The sequence below is a fragment of the Pseudoalteromonas sp. DL2-H2.2 genome (assembly GCF_021532535.1).
GTDB classification, from domain to species: domain Bacteria; phylum Pseudomonadota; class Gammaproteobacteria; order Enterobacterales; family Alteromonadaceae; genus Pseudoalteromonas; species Pseudoalteromonas rubra_A.
On the sequence record NZ_JAKGBD010000001.1, the window covers coordinates 281,094 to 300,015 of the forward strand.

Below are 18,922 nucleotides of genomic sequence, written 5' to 3' on the forward strand. Positions count from 1 at the left end.
ACAGTATCGCTACCCACATTTAGCTATCTGCCTGCCCCTGAAATACTCGTATAGTTACCGCCAAATACAGTCAGTACATTACGAGAGATCCTGGAAAATGCTCCTTACTGAGTTTATATGGGAACTCTATAAGAAAACTAGATACGAACACATCTTACAATCTAAAAAACAAAGGCCAGCTTAGCATCTGTGGCAGCACTGAACAAAATATTACCAAAAGAATCCTGGAATTTGGCGAATAAGTAGTTATGTTAAATTGAGTGTTTTTAGGGATGGTTAGATGAGTTGTAGGGAATTGTAAAGCAGCGACGTGAAAATACGTCGCTGCTGACTTATCTAAATATTTTTAGCAATGAACTCAATCGGGTGCATGGGTTTTTGATTTTCGTAACGCTTCACCTGGCAGCGGCATGAAAAGCCGGTCGCCAAAATTGTTTCACTGGCCATATTTTTAGTGTGATGCTGCCAAGACATTTCATACAGGTTTCTTGAATTCTCCTGATGATCTGTTTCGTGGCCGTACGTTCCGGCCATGCCGCAACACCCTGTCGCTGGCGTATTCAATTCTATTCCTAGGTTACTGAATATCTCGCTCCAGACATTTTTGCTTTGCGGCATCGCGCTGGTTTCAGTGCAGTGACTCAGTAACTTAACCGACTCGTGGCTTTCTATCCGCCCTATTGAGTTCCAGTCTTGTGTTGCGAGCCATTCATGCGCAAGCTGAACCTGAAAATCTAGTTCATCTTTATTAAGTATTTTGAGGTATTCGTCTCTGTAGCAAAGTACTAACGAGGCATCTAAACCAACCATAGGTCTCTCATAACTCGCGATGCGAGAAAGAAATTCATTGGCCGAAGACGCTGTAGATTTAAATTCCTTCAGAAAGCCTTTCACATGCTGTGCTTTACCATTAGGTACAAATGGCAATAATACCGGCTTGTTACCTAGTTTGCTGATCAAAGTGATAAACGATTCAACCAACTCTGCTTCATAGTAACTGGTAAAGGGATCCTGCACGATAAAAACAATATCGGACATTTCTTCTTTAGATAGCTTTGCAAATTGAGCTTCGTCATACATCTGTGCACTGTTAACACGTGAAGATAACGTTGGCACACTGAGCTTTGGTGTATCAACGTAGCCAACAATATTTTTTAAAGCTGATTTGACCGGTGGCAGATTAACGAAAAAGTTGGTTAACCTTGGCACCTTGGCCATCAGTGGAGTTGTTTTCTCTACGCCGGCTACCAGGTGATCCTTTAGCGGCCGGTTGTATTTGCTATAGTAAAGATTCAAAAATCTTGCCCGGAAACTCGGTACGTCAACCTTGATTGGACAAGCCGTGGTACATGCTTTACAAGCCAGACACTCGTCCATCGACTCTTTCACTTCGTTCGAGAAATCATAAAAGCCTTTTTGCTTTTTCTGAGTATTTCTAAAACGTTCCCACCAGGTGGTATCATTTTGTTTTTCTATGAGTGTTTTTTCCGCTGCCAATAGATCAACGCCCTGCTCTTCTTGCAAACGGAACCATTCGCGTATTAAAGAAGCGCGTCCTTTCGGTGAGTGACGGCGATCTTTTGTCACTTTGTATGATGGACACATTGGTGAGTCTTGGTCGTAGTTAAAGCACAATCCATTGCCATTACAATTCATCGCGTTTTCAAAACTCTCGCGTACTTGAATATTGATCGACTTATCAAACCAAGCGCGTTTTTGGTCATCCACACTGACAAGGCTATCTGCACTGTCTAGCGGCGTACAAATTTTTCCAGGATTAAGGCGGTTGCTTTTGTCGAATATGGTTTTTATTTTTCTGAGTTCAGTAAAAAGTGCATCACCAAAAAATGCAGGGCCGTATTCACTACGATAGCCTTTACCATGTTCGCCCCACATTAAGCCGCGATACTTAGCCGTAAGCGCAACCACCTGATCTGAAATTTCTCTCAGTAACTTTTCCTGTTCTGGGTCACACATATCCAAGGCCGGACGAACATGTAGTACGCCTGCATCAACGTGACCGAACATACCGTAGTGCAATCCTTTACTGTCTAACAACTCACGGAACTCTAATATAAAGTCTGCTAAATTTTCTGGCGGTACTGCGGTATCTTCGGCAAACGCCAGCGGCTTTTGCTTGCCTTTTGTATTGCCCAGCAGACCGACGGCCTTTTTCCGCATCGCGTATATTTTCAGAATATCTGACTTGTCATTGGTGAGCTGGTATCCTACGACGCCGGCTTCTTTGTTTGCTATCAGCTGGTCAAGCTGATCACACAGCGACGTGACTTTGCCTTCAATTTCTTCCGGGGTTTCACCGTTGAACTCAACCATGTTGAGTCCCTGAACATCAACACCCGGAACATCTGAGATTAAGTCCGATACTGAATGCCAGATAACATCTTGTTTTGCCAAGTTAAGGACTTTGCTGTCTACCGTTTCTACTGATGTCGCATTGGCCGCGACCAAAAATGGAGAATTTCTGAGTGCCGATTCAAACGAGTCGTATTTTATATTTATGAGGGTTTTAAATGGTTGGATACGAGTAACGTTTAACTTCGCTTCTGTCACTATGCCTAAAGAACCTTCCGAACCTGTGATCACTCTGCTCAGATCAAAGGTTGTCATATCGTTGTCGAAGACATTCTCCAGATCGTAGCCCGTCAGGAATCGATTCAGTCTTGGGAATTTTTCAAGTACCTGCGCACGATTGTCTCTGCAACTGTTTAATACCACATTATAAATTTCGCCAACTCGATTGGTTTGTTCGGCAAGGACTTGTGCTTTTTCTAACTCAAGTTTGCAGGTGTTTAGTTCCGTGCCATCCACAAGAATGGTTTTCAATTCAAGAACATGATCGCTGGTTTTTCCATAGACAAGTGACCCTTGGCCAGAGGCATCCGTATTGATCATTCCGCCTATCGTTGCACGGTTACTGGTAGACAGATCGGGGGCAAAAAAGTAACCATAGGGTCTTAAAAAATCATTAAGCTGATCTTTTATCACGCCGGCTTGTACTCTGACCCAGCCTTCTTCTTCATTGATCTCGATGATTTCACGCATGTAGCGTGATAAATCCACAACAATACCGGGAGTCAGTGACTGACCATTTGTACCAGTTCCGCCACCTCGTGGGCCAAAACTTAAAGACAGAAATGGATCCAGAGATGCAACCTGCATTGCTACCTGAACATCTTTGGAGCATTTTGGATAAATAACAGCCTGAGGGATCTCTTGGTAGATACTGTTATCGGTAGCCGTAACTATTCGGGTAGCATAGCTTGTGTCGGTATCTCCACAAAACCCCTGACCGGTAATCTTTTTTATATAGTCGTTTAGTAACGTGTTGGCAGAATCCTGCTGGGTAATTTCGGCAATCATGACGGTAATAAATTATTGCTTTGTGGTTATTGTACCATGTTGAGTGGCATTACAAATCCGGAATTTTTCGTTTTGTTACATTTTGAAAAAGCTTAGGAACCGAATTTAGAGTAGGCTTGATATGAAACGATAAAAGTGAGATACGTATGAAGAAGACTTTATTAAACCTGGCCGCTGTGATGTGTGCCCTACTGGCTCTGGTGTTTATCGTTGTGCCTGGTCCATCCGTTATTTTCTTGCTTGGCGGATTACTTTGCTTATCTATTAATTATTCCTGGGCAAGAAATTGGTTAAGGAAAACGCAGACTGCATTCAAAAATATGTGCGTTAAACTCGATCATCGCCTTCGTTAGTGGAGCATTATAAAAGGCCTGTTAAAACAGGCCTTTTATATATCTTAGGTTGCCTTATGCTTTGTTTTGCTCAGCAAGGTATAACCATGTTTCCAGAACTGTATCTGGGTTTAGCGATACTGAATCAATGCCTTGCTCTACTAGCCAAGCTGCAAAATCTTCATGGTCCGAAGGACCCTGACCACAAATACCAACATATTTGCCTTTTGCTTTAGCGGTTTGAATTGCCATTGATAGTAGCTTTTTAATAGCCGGGTTACGTTCATCAAACAGGTGCGCGATCAGACCTGAGTCACGGTCAAGACCTAGTGTAAGCTGAGTGAGATCGTTTGAGCCGATTGAGAATCCATCAAAATACTCAAGGAATTCATCTGCCAACAGTGCGTTTGAAGGAAGCTCACACATCATGATGACTTTCAGTCCATTCTCACCACGCTTAAGACCGTGTTCTTCAAGCAATTGGATTACTTGCGCGGCTTCTTCAAGAGTGCGCACAAATGGGATCATAATCTCAACGTTTTCCAGACCCATTTGGTTACGTACGCGTTTGATTGCTTCACACTCAAGCGCAAAGCACTCGCGGAAATCTTCTGAAATGTAACGAGAAGCGCCGCGGAAACCAATCATTGGGTTCTCTTCTTCCGGCTCGTACTGCTGGCCGCCCACTAGGTTGGCATATTCGTTTGACTTGAAGTCAGACATACGAACGATAACGCGCTCTGGTGCAAATGCTGCACCCAGAGTTGAAATACCTTCAACCAGCTTTGCAATATAGAATTCTACTGGAGATTCATAACCGGCGATGATTTCTTTTATTTCAGCTTGCAGCTCAGCAGATTGCGTGTCGAAGTTAATCAGTGCTTTTGGATGCACACCAATCATGCGGTTGATAATGAATTCAAGGCGCGCAAGTCCGATGCCGGCATGAGGCAGCTTTGCAAAATCAAATGCGCGATCCGGGTTACCGACGTTCATCATGATTTTCATTGGGATTTCAGGCATTGAATCAATGCGCGATGAAATTACTTCAAAATCAAGTTTACCCTGGTAGATATAACCTGTGTCACCCTCTGCGCAAGAAACAGTGACTTCATCACCATGTTTGATGGTATCTGTTGCATTACCACACCCAACTACCGCTGGAATACCCAGTTCGCGTGCGATGATTGCAGCGTGACAAGTACGACCACCACGGTTAGTAACGATAGCAGCAGCACGTTTCATGATAGGCTCCCAGTCTGGGTCTGTCATGTCGGTAACCAGAATGTCGCCCTGCTCTACTTTATCCATTTCGTCGATGGAGTTAAGTACGCGTACTACACCGCTGCCAATTTTGTGGCCAATTGCACGGCCTTCGCATACGATGTCTGACTTTTCTTTAAGCTGGTAACGCTCCATAACGTTAGCATCTTCGTTTGAGCGAACGGTTTCTGGACGCGCTTGTACAATGTAGAGCTTGCCATCGTTACCATCTTTGGCCCATTCGATGTCCATTGGACGGCCATAGTGTTTCTCGATGATAACAGCTTGTTTGGCTAGTTCCTGTACTTCGCTGTCTGTGATAGAGAATTTGTTAGACAGCTCAGGTTCCATATCAACGATCTCAACTTGCTTGCCGTGAGATTCATCGCTTGAATAAACCATTTGAATGGCTTTGGAGCCGATGTTACGTCTTACAACTGCTGGTAAGCCTTTGGCCAGTGTTGGCTTGTGAACGTAGAATTCGTCTGGGTTAACAGCACCCTGAACGACCATTTCTCCAAGGCCATAGCTTGAGGTAACAAATACTACGTCTTCGAAACCTGATTCGGTATCGATAGTAAACATAACGCCTGAAGACGCCTTATCAGAGCGAACCATACGCTGAATACCGGCTGACAGTGCAACACCACGATGGTCATAGCCCTGGTGAACTCGATATGAAATCGCGCGGTCGTTGAACAAAGACGCAAATACATGCTTGATGGCAACCATCACAGCATCTATCCCTTTTACGTTCAGGAACGTTTCTTGTTGCCCTGCAAATGAGGCATCTGGCATATCTTCTGCTGTGGCGGATGAACGCACTGCGAAGGAGACATCGTTGTTGTCATCACCATGAAGTGATGCATAGGCGTCGCGAATTGCTTGGTCTAATTCTGGCTGGAAAGGTGTGTCAATAACCCACTGGCGGATTTGGGCGCCGACTTTGGCTAGTTCGTTGACGTCGTCAACATCGAGGGAATCGAGAATAGTGTGAATTTTCTCATTTAGGCCTGATTGCTCGAGGAATTCATTAAAGGCGTCTGCCGTTGTTGCGAATCCACCGGGTACTTGTACACCTGCATTGGCAAGGTTAGATATCATTTCACCCAGAGAAGCATTTTTACCACCAACTCTAGGTACGTCTTGCATACCTAATTCTTGATACCAGAGAACGTAGTCTTGCACGGAACTGTCTCCAAAAACAAATTGTATTTAATGTGAGAGAAAAATTGACCTTCCTATAGGTCGAAGGCATTCTACAACTTAAAGCATAGCGACGTAAACCGCGACGCGAAAAAATACTAAAAAAGTAATTTAAAGGTTAAAATGAGAACTGCATTTTATATATCAGACGGGACAGCGATTACATCAGAAGTATTCGGCCACGCGACTTTATCTATGTTTCCTGTGGATTTTAATCATAAAACAATACCATTTGTTGAAACAGTTGATAAGGCACAAAAAATCAAAGAGTTAATCAACTCAACAGCAAAGTCTAGCGGCGAAAAACCGCTGGTTTTTTTCACTTTTGTGAATCCTGTTTTGTCAGATATTATCTTGGCCTCTGATGGTATTTGCTACGACTTTTTATCCTATTCGAGCGAAATCGTAAAAAGGGAGTTAAAAGTAGCACCTGTGCCAAAAGTACACAGAACGCACAGCATTCATGAGGCAACATATGATTTCAGGATTGATGCAGTTAACTATGCGCTGGCCAATGACGATGGCGCGAATGTAAAGGACTATGAAAAAGCCGATATCATTTTGGTTGGCGTGAGTCGTAGCGGCAAAACTCCAACCAGTTTATACCTGGCGCTACAATATGGCATTAAAGCGGCAAATTACCCAATGACAGAAGATGACCTTGAAAAAGGTGTGTTACCTAAATGTCTATTGCCCTTTAAGCATAAAATTTTTGGTTTAACGATAGATCCAGAACGCTTGTCAGCTATCAGGCAAGAGCGTATGGCAAATTCGCGGTACGCATCTATACGTCAGTGTAGAATTGAAGTACGTGAAGTCGAAATGTTGTTTAAGAAAAATAAGATTGCGTATTTAAATTCTACTAAGTTTTCAGTCGAAGAAATATCGGCAAAAATAATTTCAGAAACGGATCTGGAAAGGCGTAAATACTAAAAAAGGCCCTGTCAGGGCCTCTTACTTTTTATTCTAGACCCGATTTCTCGCGTCTTTTAGCAGATCGGCAACCAGGAAGCCCAGCTCTAGTACCTGATCAGCGTTTAAGCGTGGGTCGCATTGCGTGCGATAGCGTTGTGCTAAGTCCTCATCTGACAAGCCATAGGCACCACCAATACATTCGGTGACGTGCTGACCCGTCATTTCAAGATGAACGCCACCTGGGTAAGAACCTTCGGCTTTGTGAACGGCAAAAAACTGGCTAATTTCGCGCAAAATGTTATTGAAACTACGAGTTTTATATCCCGTGCTGGCTTTTTCAGTATTACCGTGCATCGGGTCAGAGCTCCACACTACTTTGCGGCCTTCTTCTTGCACTTTTCTGACAAGCGCAGGTAGCTTTTCAGGTAGAACATCGGCACCCATTCGCGTGATCAAAGTAAGTCGACCCGGGATATTGTCTGGGTTTAATGCGTCAATTAGCTGGATCAGTTCGTCAGGCTTCATGCCTGGACCAACCTTTACGCCAATTGGGTTTTTAATCCCTCTGAAAAACTCAATGTGAGCATGATCCAACTGTCTTGTACGCTCACCAATCCAAACAAAGTGGGCTGAACAATCGTACCAGTCTCCACTAAGGTGGTCACGTCGAGTGAGCGCTTGCTCATAGCCTAATAACAGAGCTTCATGGGATGTATAAAGGTGTGTTTCTTTAAGGCTTGGTGCCACTGTAGAATCAATACCACATACTTCCATAAACTCTAGTGCTTCCTGGATACGGTTAGCCAGTTGCTGGAATTTTTCTTTCATTGGGTTCGCTGCAACAAAGCTCATATTCCAGCGACTCACCTGATGCAAATCAGCTAAGCCACCTTGAGCAAATGCGCGCAGTAAATTAAGTGTTGAAGCACTGTGGTGATATGCAGTCAGCAATCGCTTAGGATCTGGTATACGTGCCTCTTCCGTAAACTCAAAACTGTTTACAATATCCCCTCGGTACGAAGGCAAGGCGACACCGTTAATGGTTTCGAAGTCTGATGAACGAGGTTTGGCATACTGTCCAGCCATTCTCGCGATTTTGACTACCGGGCATTTGCCGCCATAAGTAAGTACAACGGCCATTTGCAGTAAGGTTTTAAATGTATCTCTGATACTGGTTGCACTAAAGTCGGCAAAAGATTCTGCGCAATCGCCACCCTGAAGTAAGAAGGCTTTACCTTCACATACATCAGCAAGGCTTTTGTAAAGACTTCTGGTCTCTTCTGCAAAAACTAAAGGCGGTGCTGCATTAATTTGTTTTTCGACTGTTTCCAGTTCTAGTTTATCCGGGTATTCAGGTTGCTGAACTATCGGGTGATCTCTCCAGCTATCTGGACTCCAAGGTTTCATGTTTTTTCCTCATTCCTCATTAGTTACCTCAAAGGCAAGGTACCTTATAGACGCACTAGCTTCAAGGATATTTCGAAGAATTTAAAGGATAATTTAACGAGAAAGAACACATCATACTTTATGTTATTTTTTTATTTAACTCAGCATCAGTTTTTGTTTATAAGAATTGCCCGCAAACAACTAGATTTTTGAGTGCGGGTAATCTCAAGGAGACACATCCTGCTGTAGCGGGAGATAAGGTAACTTACTCAGAAATTGCATTATGTTAAATGTGCGGTAAACATATAGAACAGTGATTCTCTACTTCAATTGTCTTGTGGTTAACGATTAGCACTGTGCTTAATTCCTTTATTTAGGTCTGCTATTCTACACATTGAAGAGCTTACAAACAGTTTTGATTATTACCATACCTCTCCTATAACTTACTCCTAAGATTACTTTCGTAACATCGTGCTTTCGGTTTTTACCCTGATACTTTGGAAAGCAAAGCTGCACAATTTTACGTAGCACTTTCATCATCTCTTCGGAATGCTGCTGGTTAATACCCTTTAGCGGCGTATCCGATACATTATTTTTTACGCCAATGAAAATTGGCGCTAGCTCATACACTTTCTGCTCCGTTCTCACCTGGCAATAAGTGCATATTGCTTGAGGCCACTACTAAATGCATTTTTTCTTAGGCTCTTGCTTAATTGCCCTGGTATCTTTCGTGCCAACTGCTTTATGAGCTGTTCTTCCTACGCAATGGACTAGCCTGAGTAAGTAGCCCTGAACTTTTGGAGCAGTTTATTAGGGTTTTGGGCAACTCAAGATTTGTTGCGTAATTACATCAAAGATTATATTTAGCTTTAGCTAGGCCTAGCGCTTAATCGCACCCTGTTTTCTGGCCAAACATATGCAATTACGTATGCAGTCAAAACAATTGTCAATCAAGAGAGCGGACTAAGATAAATGCCGGTTTGGTATTATGCTTGCCTAAGCAGTTACAAGCTTTTTGCTCTAAACCGAATGTTTTCATTGATCACTAATAAACGCATTTTCAGCTTGAAGAGACAAGAGAAATACAACTCGTAAAGTCAGTCAGGCTTCAATCGCCCTTTAGAAACAAAAGTTGGGGTTCGTATCTAACGGATATAACTTTGTGATAATCGCGTCGGTTAGAGTTAGTATTTTTCAAGATTACGTCTCTATGTCTACTTTTGAGATCTGATAATACAAGGCCAAGTTCGCTCTATTATTTAAATAAACAACACCTGGTCGGAAAGGTTGATACAATTTTCAGACTCACAGCTCTTGCTTTGGTGACCTTAACTCACCAATATACGAATGGGCTTTATCGTTTTTTAGTGGTTGGGCAACCTGCTCTCCATAGTTACAATTGTGCATGAGACTAAAACTTAGCTTAGTCACAACATTGTTTGTGGTTTTTTGCAGAGTAGAAATTTTAAAACCTTCTTTTGTTCCATCTATGAGTCAGAGCGAAAATATGAGAAACAAATGCTTATTTTTAGTCCACTGGCTCATAAAAATGTCACAGGACAATAGTTGTCTTTCAAATTCTGATGAGTGAGCACCATTGAAACACTTCTCTCTTAATTAATTACATGATACTTTTATAAGGCTTAAGCACTTAGGAAGTAATGCGGAAATTTTTGAAAGTCACTTTCTGAGAGAATACTTATAACAATTTCACCTTAACAGCCATTACTAATCCTACCCGTTACAGAGTACTCTTCATCCTAACTGTATAAAAGTGAAAGCTCATTAACTTGCATTAAAGCGGAAACTTAATTAAAATGAAAGGAACACATCATACCTTTAAATGAATATCATTAAATCTTAGGCTACAAGTTTTCTATATCAGAAAGCTAACAGTCGATCATTTATTAATTTTTAAACTAATAACATGTATAATGACAACTTATGTAACACTGATTTTGCGCTATGAAAAACAAACTTTCAATACGTTCTCATTTTGATTATCTATTTGAACAGGTATCTCTGTTATGTGAAGAAATCGAGCACGCTGACATAACAAAGGCGTACTACTATAAACTTCCTCCAGTCCAGAAAAAAGATGAGCTTTCAGCGCCAGAAAATATCCATGTAGAAAAAATTACCGGTGATTTGGCTTTGGCTAACTGTATTGCTTCATACAAAGACCTTTTCATTGAAAAAAAAGAAAGCGGAAAAGTATTAACCAGACACCCCGGTATCATTCTCGTTAATGACCCCAATGATGAGTTGAAAAACAGGCTTGTCGAAGTAAATCTCGCGAAAGAAGCATTTAAAGAACTTGTTCTCGAAATTGCAAATAATGACGCTCGATTTGAAGCCGTTCATAGCGCAGTACCTGGTCTGGTTACTCTCGCCGCATATAGAAAGATCCATTTTGAACACTCTATTCCATACTCTGTTCGTTTTACATGGATGACTAAACACTCCACTAAATCACTTTCAAAGAAAGCGGCCTTAGAAATACTCCAAAGGTCTTCTCAGTACACAAACCCAAGAGCAATTGACCAGCAAAGTTGGCAAACACTACTAGAGCAAGAGAAAATCCGAGTTTCAAGTTTACCATCAACTTCGAAGCTAAGAATAAGAAGGCCAACTAGGGTAAGTCCAGAAGTGAATGTCCGTTTTAGTGCTAAAAATAGATATCATGTGAGTGGCGCACTTCCTTTTGTGTTATTAAATCCACAGGAGGAGACTAAAATAGGTGAGCTTAAGAATTATATGCGAGACGATAGTGACCCAAGGAAAAAAGAGTACAACTATCTAATTGAAAGAATCTATCTCGAAGAAGCTGAAAACTGACTAAAATAGATATAGGCCTAATGACAGTTGAGTTAGGATTCACGGATTAAAAACCATTACTTTACTCTGTGATTTTCTTTCTGTCGACGGACATGATATTTATGTATAAAAAAGTGCTTTCTTTTACTAAGCCCCATTTACATATTATTCTATCTCTTGTTAGTTTAAAAACGAACCCAACAACCGACTCGAATCATATAGTTCTAATTCAACCATGATTCTAAGTTTTTGCCCATATGAATACCGCGCCTGAATCTACACCAATTAAATAATGTAGATTCAGATAGCCGGGATGCTCTTACGATAAGACACTGTCATTTGATTTATACCCAAAAAAGGCCAACTTAGGAACACATCATAAATATAAGTTAATCAATTGCTTCCAAGTCAACATAAAAATAACTCTCCCACGTCGATGTTTTTCAAGAACATATCCACACAGAATTATGAACCCCCTCCCTTTCTTTTGAATCAGCTGATCAGCAACCATAGCAACGAGTCACGACTGAATTCTGTACGACAATCATCCAAACTAAGAACACATCATTTAAAAGGTAATTACACAAAATATGAATTCAAGCAATATAAAATTAACCACCATTTTCTCTTTAGAACGATTTATCAGATAAATAGCCAAATCAAAAACACATCATTAAATTAGATAAAGATGTATCTCCTTAAGATTAGATGTACTCAAAAACTTGGTTGTTTGGCAGCTTGTTTTTGAAATACAAAGTGTTTGCCGAGGGAAGCATTAAATTGACTTGCTGTACGATGTGTTCTCATTTATTAAATTCTTCGAAATATCCTTCCTGTATAACCCAAATTCACTCAACAACTTCTCTTCCAAGTTTTTACATTCCTTTTAATCAATTTGATCAGTAACACTGGCAGCAAGTCACTACTGAATTCTTTGCGGCCATCACACCATTAAAGAACTCATCATTAACTAGTGAAATCGAACTAATCTCAGTCCGTGCAAAATGCACTCATCCGAATCATGACCTTTCAAAACTCCTCCCTGTCTTCTACTTTCGCAGATCCGTAAGTTCCGTAAGATCATCATCCATCGCATAAACACATCATTAAATAGTGAAATCAAACTAATGTCAGTTTGTCTAACATGCACTCATCCTACTCATGGCCTTTCAAAATCCCTTTCTGTCTTCCGCTTAAGCTAATCTACAAGTTACCACCAACTTCTGAATGACCACTATCCAAATTAAGAACTCATCATTAGAATAGTAGAATAAAATAATCTCAATCCGAGCAAGCTGTACTCATCCAAGTCATAGCCTTTCGAAACTATTCCCAGTCTTTGCTTAAGCAGATCAACAAGTCACCAAAGAGTTTATACGACCATCACCACCTAAAGAACACATCATTAGTTTAGTCACATCGAAGTGAACTCAATTAGTGAAAATGGATTCATCCGAATCAAGTCCTTTCAAGGTTCCTTCCTGTCTTCAGCTGATCTGCACATAATCACCATGTTTTTTACGACCGCCACCCAAATCAAAAACACATCATTAGAATCCGCAATATTAAAATAATCTCTTTCGTGCAAAACGCACTTCTCTAAATCATGGCCTTTCAAAGTTCCTTCTTGCCTTCAACTTCATCTAATCTGCACGTCACCACCAAGTTTAATACGACCACCACCCAAATAAAGAACACATCATTAATTAGACAAAGGTAGATCATCCAGATTTATACAAAGATATTGTTATCCCCGTAGTTGGATTCAGCTGCTCGATAACCCTGACACACGTCACCACTCAATTCTATATGACCACCAACCTGTAAAGAACACATCATTTAAATGATAAAACCGCAATTACCCAAACCTATGAAAAATGTACTTGTTCCAGTCATCACCTATAAAAACTCCTTCCTGGCACCCACTTGATCAGATCAGCAATTCTGCAAGTAAGTCAGTACACAGCTCATAGGGAACACATCATTAAATTGAGCAACCTAGATAATTCAAATTTATACAAAAATATTGTTGTCCCGACTCTAGCACTCAAGGAGGTCCCCTCGTTTTGATTGAGCTGTGCGATAACCCAGGCACACGTCACCACCCAATTCTATATGACCACCCCCCAGTAAAGAACACATCATTTAAAATGATAAACCTAAACATCCCAGATCCATACAAAAATATCGTTATCCACTTTGTTGCCTTACAAAGAGATACCCTTTTGTGGATTGGGCTGATCGATAACCCTGCCACTCAGTTTTATACTAACCATCCCCAGTTCGAGAACACACCATTTAAATGGTAAAACCGCATATACCTCAGTCCATAAAAATGTACTTATTCCAGTCATCATCTATAGAAACTCCTTCCTGGCACCCGCTTGCTCAGCAATTCTGCAAGCAAGTCAGTGCACAGCTCATTTAGAACACATCATTAGATTGAGAAACCTAAATATTCCAGATTTATACAAAGATATTGTTATCCCCATTCTTGCACTCAAGGAGGTACCCGTCGTTTTGATTGAGCTGCTCGATGACCCTGGCACACGTCACCACTCAATTCTATATGACCACCAACCTGTAAAGAACACATCATTTAAATGATAAAACCGCAATTACCCAAATCTATGAAAAATGTACTTATTCCAGTCATCATCTATAGAAGCTCCTTCCTGGCACCCGCTTGCTCAGCAATTCTGCAAGCAAGTCAGTGCACAGCTCATTTAGAACACATCATTTAAAATGATAAACCTAAACATCCCAGGTCCATACAAAAATATCGTTATCCACTTTGTTGCCTTACAAAGAGATACCCTTTTGTGGATTGGGCTGATCGATAACCCTGCCACTCAGTTTTATACTAACCATCCCCAGTTCGAGAACACACCATTTAAATGGTAAAACCGCATATACCTCAGTCCATAAAAATGTACTTATTCCAGTCATCATCTATAGAAACTCCTTCCTGCTACCCGCTTGCTCAGCAATTCTGCAAGCAAGTCAGTACACAACTCATTTGGAACACATCATTAGATTGAGAAACCTAAATAGTCCAGATTTATACAAAGATATTGTTATCCCCATTCTTGCACTCAAGGAGGTACCCGTCGTTTTGATTGAGCTGCTCGATGACCCTGGCACACGTCACCACTCAATTCTATATGACCACCACCCAGTAAAGAACACATCATAGAATAATCTAATAAAACAATAGTGCAGCAATAGACGTATAAATATCATCACCGATTTAACATAATCGGTGATGACTTATTGAAAACTAGCAGTTGAAGTAATTCGTTTCCAAAGAGCGTTTATACACGCTCTCGTTAGGCAGGTTTAAGTCGATGTGTTATTTCTTTACGATTTCTTCAAGCGTATCTTCATCAATTATTTCAGCATTTTCCACAATACGCTTACCACCCTGTATTTCAATGCGCTTATTATGTTTATTTAATGCTAATATTTCATCACAGAACTGTGCAGAAGGGTGCATTTCATACACATAATCGATGATTTTACCGCTCTTATCATCTTTCACATTGGAAATATGATACTCAGAGATAGCCCCTTTTTCGATCAGGTCTTTCATCGTTGTCGTCATATCTCTTCTTAATGCTTTCAACTTATTGTCGGTTATTTCATCATCAGGATAAATAGAACCATATTTTTCCATGATAGATAGTAAGCGAAAATGATAAGTTTTACCTGGCGCAGCATATCTCCACAAGTGGTACAAGCGAAGCATCATCCAACGGGATAAACCACGTTTCAATTCTTGTGCACTGTTGAAGTAGTAGCCTTTGTACTCCAAGTTATCGATCATGTTATGAACAAAAGCATTAAGGCAAGCAACACATTTAACATTACCACCCTGGCCTTTTTTCCCGCTAAAGTGTAATGAAGATAAGAAGTTCATATTAGACTCATAAAAAGAGTCGTCTATATCCGTGCTTTTCGTATCTGTAGCGCGATATTTAAATGATAACTTTGAGCCTTGAAGCGCCTCTAAAGATTCTTTAATTTGTGGGTAAGGCATTGATTGGCCAACAGCTTTTAGCTCCTGAGCCAACTCATTCATAGAAAAAATTACCGCATATTGAATACCGGACTTAAAATTAATTTTTACTATCTTACCCTTTGAGGCTAACCGAATAAGTGCCCGCTCTACTTTTTCTTCTCTGTCTGATGGCCAGACCAAAAACTCAGCCTCTTCACCATCCTTTTTGCTGCTCACAACTGCTGGCGTAATTTTTAGTTCGCCATCGTATACAATTCCATCAACTTTTTCAGAAATTCTTCTCGAAATGATGGTTTTCTTTGGCGCTTCTTCTAGCGGTAACTTTTTATAGCCAGAACGAACAAACCGTCCCCAAAGGTCATAATGATTAAAGGTATTAGAGTAGGCTCTTAAACCATGAGTCGCACTTTCGAGTGAAACACGCACATCTTTGTTGTCTGTAAACAATGCTAAACTTTCATTGTCGGTTGCACTTTCGACACCATGGATCTGACCTCTAAGGGAATCAGGTAAATTATCAACGGAGATGTTTACCTTGCGGCTCATTTTATTACTTCCAGAATTTTGTGACGGTTAATGACAACACATTCACGATCAAAAGTTAATTGTTTAAGTTAGTAAAAAACTGATCTGGACTAAAAAACACGGAGAGATCACATTTTTACTAACAAGTGCACTTTTCTAGATCAATATTATACCAACTGACTAAGAAAATCGCTGTACAATAGCAAATAGGAGCGCGGATTTCCGGCAGTTATCACTCGTGGCACTAGTTATTGTGGATAAACAGAGATCTTGCTAGTAAGGATCCGATCCATTCCAAGTAGAGATCAGATCTATACCTATTAGATCACCTCTTAAAATTTAAAAAAGTGTATAACTACATGAAATTACTTAGTAAAATATGGATCCACAGGCATGCAAAAGTGGATAAGGCTGTGTATAAACTGTGACTAATGAAAGTTCTGAAGATGGCGTAGGTAAAAACCCGATCCGCGAGTACAGAAGGATCTGATCTAAACCAAGTATTTGATTGATCCGAAATAATTAGCAATATTCAATTAAAACATCAGCTTAGGCATAATAAGTTTACCCTTAGCCTTTAATACCTATAGATCTAACCATTTCTAAACTTATTTATTTATACCTTAGGCAAAGTGCAATGTAGGATGTCTTTGTTTTTTTATGTTTACTGCCAAAGTAATGGACATTATAATAATAGGCATCATTTGAAGGAAATAACGTATGTCTATCAATAGCAATGCGCTCTCAACCTACCGGCTGCTTAAAGCAACAGCTGAAGTAGCAGAAAAATCACTTGAAGGCCGAATTCAGCATTATCGCGCACACCTGAAAAGTGAGGATAAAGAACTTCGCACTTATACGCAAAAAGCAGCAGCAGACTTATTGGGCGTAAATAATAGAACCCTTAAACGACGACATGATCAAGGTGACTTTGATCATTTAGCTATCCAAAAAGGTGCCAACGGTCATTATGCCTATACTTTGGCCAATATCTTCTCTATGGCTGAAATTTTAGGGATCAACGCAGATCACAGAAAGTCATCTGATAAACTTCAGGTTATCGTGATCAACAGCCTCAAAGGTGGATGTGGTAAAACTACCAGTCTGGTAAACATTGCTGCAGCGCTGGCTACAACAAATATTAAAAGATATCGAATTGGGATCATTGATCTGGATCCACAAGGATCATCGTCAAGCTTCTTTCCTTCACAAGATCCCGAACCGATCACGGTTGGCGATCTAATGCGCGATTGTATTGAACTTGATGAAGGTGAAACATGGGAGCAACTCGTATCAGATGCCTTCAGAGAAACACATATACCTAATATTCGGGTATTGCCCTCGGGCATGGATGATTTCTATTTTGAGCACGAAACAGCAACTGAATTAAAAGAGTCATCAAGCTATGCGCAAACACGGCACTATCATAAGTTGAAAGAGAAGGTCATAGACCCAGTTTCAGAGCAGTTCGACATTATCCTGATAGATACCGCACCTTCGCTTAATTTTATGTTCTACAACGCGCTGATGGCGTCTACGGCGATGTTGATACCAGTCCATCCGGAAGCGGTAGACTTTGACGCGAATAACAAGTATCTCAAACGCTTGGGTGAGATCTATCATACAGTCGCTGCGCTTGGCCATGAAGGCTGGGATTTTATGCAGTTCCTGGTGACCAATTACGTTAAAGGCAACCATTCACAACGCGACATAGTTAAAGATGTTCGAAGTGCTTTTGGCCGTCAGGTTATGAGTTACCCGATTAACCATAGCTCCGCAATTACGGCAAGTTCATCATCATTCAATACGATTTTCGATCAGAAGACATCAGATTCACTCGCAAGTCGAGAGTCTCTCATTAAGTCGCAGGAAAACATTAAAGATGTTGTCGATGAGCTCGAAATGTTGATCCGTTCAAATTGGCCTTCAACTCAGTCATCACTCGATCAGTAAGCAGGTAAAGAATTTCATGGCTAGAAAACGTAAAAACGACACTCGCATAGATCCATTTGCAACTCCCGTTGAAGGAAGCAGTCTGGATGATCTTTTAGATCAGGCTAAAGTTGGTGATGTGGTGACCATGCCTGCACCAAGCGATCCAAACAGAATGATCACGTTGATCTGTAAGGTGATCAAGCATAATGAAATTTCGCAAGTCACAAAGGTCTATGGTGACAACAGACGCGATCAAACATTACTCAATGAGCGCTCAGTTGCCGATATTCTTCCAGCTATTGAAGCGGACAAACGCAACCTTCACCCAGCGCTGTGTTGGGATAAAGGCGCGGTACACGAGGTGCTGTCAGGCTCCAGACGCAGAAAAGCCTGTTTGCTCGCAAACGCAGATTATGTGATTTTAACCTCTGCAGATTTTACGGACGAAGATGCAAAAGTACTCTCTGTATCGTCAGATCAGTACATTGCACCGAGCTTGTGGGAGCAAGGCAAAGCGTTTTCACAAACTAAGCAAGCACTTATCAGTCAAGGTAAGAAAGGCTCTTATCGTGAAATTGCAGCCATTGAAGGCTTATCACACACCGCTATCGCAGACTCTTTAAAAGCATATGAGCACATTCCACTTGAAGTGGTGAGTCTGTATCCAACCGCAAATCATCTGGGCCGGGAAGCGGCTAAAAAGCTCATCACAGCCATTCAGGAACACAGTGAAGCATTTAAACAAAAAGTCGCACAATACAATGCTGATAAACTAACATCAGAGCCAGTCAGCGATGAAAAGCGAGCCGTTTTGTTGACCAATTATCTGACTACATTCGCAAAGGCTGAGTCCAGAAACGTTGCATTACTCGAAAACGACTATGTGAAGGTACAAAAAAACATAAAAAGCGGTGCCATCACAGTAAAAATTGATGATCGCGTGATCACTGAGAAACGCCTTGAGCAATTAGAGAAATTGCTCGCAAGTTTCAATTAAGCATAACGGCCGGATTTCCCGGCCGTTTTTCGTACTTTATCGACTCACTTGTCATCCAACCAGTCACTTTTTCCCGATTTATCGCCATTTGCCCCTTTAGCTCAAATACGTAATTTCATATACTGCTCTTTTACGTCTTTTTTA

At 40.9% G+C, this 18,922-nt stretch carries 9 protein-coding genes; 5 read left to right on the forward strand and 4 right to left on the reverse strand.

Features of this window, described 5'->3' with window-relative positions; all coding sequences use genetic code 11:
• Window positions 1–336: 336 nt before the first annotated feature.
• Window positions 337–3,381 carry a D-2-hydroxyglutarate dehydrogenase YdiJ gene (ydiJ, locus tag L1285_RS01100; protein ID WP_235410624.1) on the reverse strand — a complete coding sequence of 1,015 codons (3,045 nt, stop codon included), beginning with the start codon at window positions 3,379–3,381 and terminating at the stop codon, window positions 337–339.
• Window positions 3,382–3,560: 179 nt separating this feature from the next.
• Here ydiJ and L1285_RS01105 point away from each other — a divergent pair, with 179 nt between their 5' ends.
• Entirely contained in the window at window positions 3,561–3,734 is a 174-nt protein-coding gene (locus L1285_RS01105) for a PGPGW domain-containing protein (RefSeq protein ID WP_235410883.1), read from the forward strand.
• Between the two features lie 54 nt (window positions 3,735–3,788).
• Here L1285_RS01105 and ppsA read toward each other — a convergent pair whose 3' ends face one another.
• Window positions 3,789–6,164, reverse strand: coding sequence for a phosphoenolpyruvate synthase (gene ppsA, locus L1285_RS01110; protein ID WP_209054113.1), 2,376 nt, complete (start codon window positions 6,162–6,164; stop codon window positions 3,789–3,791).
• Window positions 6,165–6,305: 141 nt separating this feature from the next.
• Here ppsA and ppsR point away from each other — a divergent pair, with 141 nt between their 5' ends.
• On the forward strand, window positions 6,306–7,115 hold the full coding sequence (gene ppsR, locus L1285_RS01115) for a posphoenolpyruvate synthetase regulatory kinase/phosphorylase PpsR (protein WP_235410625.1): 810 nt from the start codon (window positions 6,306–6,308) through the stop codon (window positions 7,113–7,115).
• Window positions 7,116–7,148: 33 nt separating this feature from the next.
• Here the strand turns inward: ppsR and L1285_RS01120 are convergent, their stop codons facing one another.
• Window positions 7,149–8,504 (reverse strand): class II 3-deoxy-7-phosphoheptulonate synthase, encoded by a 1,356-nt coding sequence (locus tag L1285_RS01120; RefSeq protein ID WP_235410626.1) that lies wholly within the window; start codon window positions 8,502–8,504, stop codon window positions 7,149–7,151.
• Between the two features lie 1,944 nt (window positions 8,505–10,448).
• On the opposite strand from L1285_RS01120, the gene L1285_RS01125 reads away from it, so the two are divergent.
• On the forward strand, window positions 10,449–11,321 hold the full coding sequence (locus tag L1285_RS01125; RefSeq protein WP_235410627.1) for a DNA replication terminus site-binding protein: 873 nt from the start codon (window positions 10,449–10,451) through the stop codon (window positions 11,319–11,321).
• Between the two features lie 3,331 nt (window positions 11,322–14,652).
• On the opposite strand, the gene L1285_RS01130 is transcribed toward L1285_RS01125, so the two are convergent.
• Window positions 14,653–15,867: a hypothetical protein gene (locus tag L1285_RS01130; protein ID WP_046005168.1), complete on the reverse strand. Its 1,215-nt coding sequence runs from the start codon at window positions 15,865–15,867 to the stop codon at window positions 14,653–14,655.
• Window positions 15,868–16,566: 699 nt separating this feature from the next.
• Here L1285_RS01130 and L1285_RS01135 point away from each other — a divergent pair.
• Complete coding sequence (locus tag L1285_RS01135; protein WP_235410628.1) at window positions 16,567–17,799, forward strand: AAA family ATPase; 1,233 nt, start codon at window positions 16,567–16,569, stop codon at window positions 17,797–17,799.
• A 16-nt stretch (window positions 17,800–17,815) separates the two neighbouring features.
• The gene (locus L1285_RS01140) at window positions 17,816–18,778 is read left to right on the forward strand and encodes a transcriptional regulator (RefSeq protein WP_235410629.1); all 963 of its coding nucleotides are present in this window, start codon (window positions 17,816–17,818) and stop codon (window positions 18,776–18,778) included.
• The last annotated feature ends 144 nt before the right edge of the window (window positions 18,779–18,922 follow it).